The organism is Amycolatopsis sp. NPDC059021 (assembly GCF_042739895.1).
In the GTDB taxonomy this organism is placed as follows: domain Bacteria; phylum Actinomycetota; class Actinomycetes; order Mycobacteriales; family Pseudonocardiaceae; genus Amycolatopsis.
In genome coordinates this window covers 8,991-11,211 of sequence record NZ_JBHYIQ010000076.1, presented here as the reverse complement: position 1 = coordinate 11,211, position 2,221 = coordinate 8,991, and the positions used below count along the sequence as shown (strand labels likewise).

2 protein-coding genes are annotated in these 2,221 nt (G+C 72.0%); one reads left to right on the top strand and one right to left on the bottom strand.

Going from position 1 to position 2,221, the window contains the following annotated elements; all coding sequences use genetic code 11:
* Positions 1-106: 106 nt before the first annotated feature.
* The gene (locus ACFWX1_RS34250) at positions 107-1,078 is read right to left on the bottom strand and encodes an alpha/beta hydrolase fold domain-containing protein (RefSeq protein ID WP_378393911.1); all 972 of its coding nucleotides are present in this window, start codon (positions 1,076-1,078) and stop codon (positions 107-109) included.
* A 297-nt stretch (positions 1,079-1,375) separates the two neighbouring features.
* On the opposite strand from ACFWX1_RS34250, the gene ACFWX1_RS34245 reads away from it, so the two are divergent.
* Positions 1,376-1,999 (top strand): glyoxalase, encoded by a 624-nt coding sequence (locus tag ACFWX1_RS34245; protein ID WP_378393910.1) that lies wholly within the window; start codon positions 1,376-1,378, stop codon positions 1,997-1,999.
* The last annotated feature ends 222 nt before the right edge of the window (positions 2,000-2,221 follow it).

Sequence of the window (2,221 nt, the reverse complement as noted above, 5' to 3'; positions counted from 1 at the left end):
GGGTGCGCGTGTCCCCCGCGCCGGGCCGCCGGCCCGCCCGGCGGCGCGCGCGCGCGCGGGGGCCCGGCCCGGGCCCCCGCCCCCCCCCCCCCCCCCCCACGTCGTGCTACGACGCGGATCGGCCGAGCAACCGCTCAAGCCAGGATTCCCTGGCGGCCAGGCACGCCACGGCCGCCGCGGATTCCGGTGCGAGGTCGTAGAAGCCGTGGAACGCACCGCCCCAGACGTGCAGTTCCGCGTCCCCGCCCGCCGCCCAGATCGCGCTCGCGAACGCCACGTCCTCGTCCCGGAACACCTCCGCCGCGCCGGCGTCGATGAACGTCGGGGGCAGGCCGCTCAGATCCGACGCCCGCGCCGCCGCCGCGTACGGCGAGACGCCGTCGGTTCCCCGGCGCTCCCCGAGGACCGCCGTCCACGCGGTGAGATTGCTCGTCCGGTCCCAGACTCCGACGCCGTCGTACTGATGTGACGACACCGTCTCGTTCCGGTCGTCGATCATCGGGCACTGCAGCAACTGGCCGAGCAGCGCCGGGCCGCCACGATCGCGAGCCAGCAACGTGGTCCCGGCGGCGAGGCCACCTCCGCCGCTGCCGCCGAAGATCACCAACCGGCCGGGATCGAACCGCAGTGCGTCCGCGTTTTCGGCCATCCAGCGCAGACCCGCGTAACAGTCCTCGACGGGAACGGGGTCGGGATGTTCGGGCGCCAGGCGGAACTCGACGGTGACGGCGACCGCGTCGTACTTCACCGCCCAGTCGATCAGCGGACCGGCCGAGGCGAACCGGTCGCCCATCACCATTCCGCCGCCGTGGATGTGGTAGATCCCCGGCCCCGGATTCTCGTGGTCCACACGGGACAGCACGGAGACGGCGATCTCCGCCCCGCCGTGGCCGGTGATCGTGTGGTGTACGCAGCCGACCGGCCGGTCGCCGATCTGTTCCGCGAGCGTGGGAAAGGGCAGCGCCCGGTAGTGCTCCAGCCGATCCGCCGTCATGCCGGCCGGGGCCCGGCCCTCGAGCGTCGGCAACACGGCGGCGAGTTCGGGATCGAACGGCGGCCGGGGAATTTCGTGCGTCATCGGTACTCCTGGGAGTCATCGCTTCCTCCTTCGTCGTCGCGAACGGTGTGGCTGGTCAAGCACACACTCGCGCCCGCGCAACACGCGAAGCGAAAGGAAGTTCGGTGGGAAGAGTCGTCATGGGCCGGTGCCGGCCGACACGCCGCCGACGGCCCGGCGGCTAGACTCTGTCCACCTCGATGAGCATGCCGTGAGGCTAACACGGGCCCCCGACATTTCCGATCCCGCGCCGAGTCGCGCGAGACCGATCAGGAATCGAGAAGCACGGGTCCCCGGGCCGCGCCTAACGTTCCCGTCATGACCTCGATCGACAGCATCACCCTCGAAACAACCGACGTCGAAGCCGCCGAACGCTTCTACGCCACCGCTTTCGGGCTGGACACCCAGCTCCGCATGAGGGCGTCGCAGACGCCGAGCACGGGCTTTCGTGGCTTCACCCTGGCGCTCACGGTGTCCCAGCCCGCCGACGTCGACGCCCTCGTCGGCACCGCCGTCGAGGCCGGGGCGACCACGATCAAGCCCGCCGCGAAATCGCTGTGGGGCTACGGCGGGGTCGTCCAGGCTCCGGACGGCGCGATCTGGAAGGTCGCGACCTCGGCGAAGAAGGACACCGGCCCCGCCACCCGGCGGATCGACGACTTCGTGCTCCTCCTCGGGGTCGCCGACGTGGCCGCGAGCAAGCAGTTCTACGTCGGCCAGGGCCTCACCGTGGCACGGAGTTTCGGCCGCAAGTACGTCGAGTTCGCCGCCGGGGACGGCGCCGTCAAGCTGGCCCTGTACCGGCGCCGCGCCCTCGCCAAGGACCTCGGCGTCGCCCCGGACGGCACCGGCTCGCACCGGATCGCCGTCGGTGGCGCCGGGACCTTCACCGACCCGGACGGGTTTGCCTGGGAAACCAGCTCGCTGGCGGCGCGGTCCTGATGTGCCGCTATCACCCCGGCATGGTCGCCGCTCTCGCCTGGGACAACGCCGAGTCCGCCGCACAGCACGATTCCCGGGACGAACCCGCTCCGCGGCGACCGGACCGCCCCGGCCTCCCGGAGGCCGGGAAAACACCGGCCCTCTCACTATCCACTTCGGACTGATCCGCCGCGGGCATCGGCGCGCGGCGGTGCGGTGCCGGGGACTTCATCCCACTGAAGC